The organism is Frankia sp. AgKG'84/4 (genome assembly GCF_023242965.2).
Classification (GTDB): domain Bacteria; phylum Actinomycetota; class Actinomycetes; order Frankiales; family Frankiaceae; genus Frankia.
Genome location: NZ_JALKFU020000935.1, coordinates 1 through 726 on the forward strand (window position 1 = coordinate 1; position 726 = coordinate 726).

A 726-nucleotide genomic window follows, 5' to 3' on the forward strand; every position below is an offset into this window, starting at 1 on the left:
AGAATCGTCGCGGTCGTCGTACCATCACCCGCGACATCGTTCGTCTTCTTCGCGACTTCCTTGACGAGCTCCGCGCCGATCTTCTCGAACGGGTCCTCGAGCTCGATCTCCTTGGCGATGCTCACACCGTCGTTGGTGATCGTGGGGACGCCCCACTTCTTCTCCAGCACGACGTTGCGACCCTTGGGGCCGAGCGTGACCTTGACCGCATCGGCCAACTGGTTCATGCCGCGCTCCAGGCCGCGCCGAGCCTCCTCGTCGAAGGCGATGATCTTCGGCATGGTTTCTGGGTCCTCCCAGTGGGATGGCAGGTTCGATGGCCGGCCACAACGACGCCCGCGACGGACGGCTCCCGGTGGCTCCTGGTCCGCGTCGATTGCAGACGCTGGACCGGGCGAACTGGGCAGCCTCGCCGTTTCAGCCTTGGCACTCCCATGGAGAGAGTGCCAGGTCCTGTTTAGCACTCGGCCTAGGAGAGTGCAAGCGAGGCCCCGTCGAGAAGCCCCGCGTCGCGTGGGCTTTCGGGGCTTGGAGCGGGCTCGCGGCCTCGGTCGGTGCACGGTTTCGGTGCACGGTTGGAGAACCCGGCACGACACGTGGATGACGACGCCCTGTCGCGCGGACGACAGCCACGCACGCGGCGCTCGCCCCCGCTCTCCGGCCGGCCGGGGCGACCGGCTGATCACGGCGCGACGGAGGCGCCGTGGCGGCCGCGCGGGTGCGACC

1 protein-coding gene is annotated in these 726 nt (G+C 68.5%); it reads right to left on the reverse strand.

Going from position 1 to position 726, the window contains the following annotated elements; genetic code table 11:
* The coding region (locus tag MXD58_RS26155; protein ID WP_283099012.1) for a TCP-1/cpn60 chaperonin family protein at nt 1-281 on the reverse strand (281 nt) is incomplete at its 3' end.
* Nucleotides 282-726: the final 445 nt, after the last annotated feature.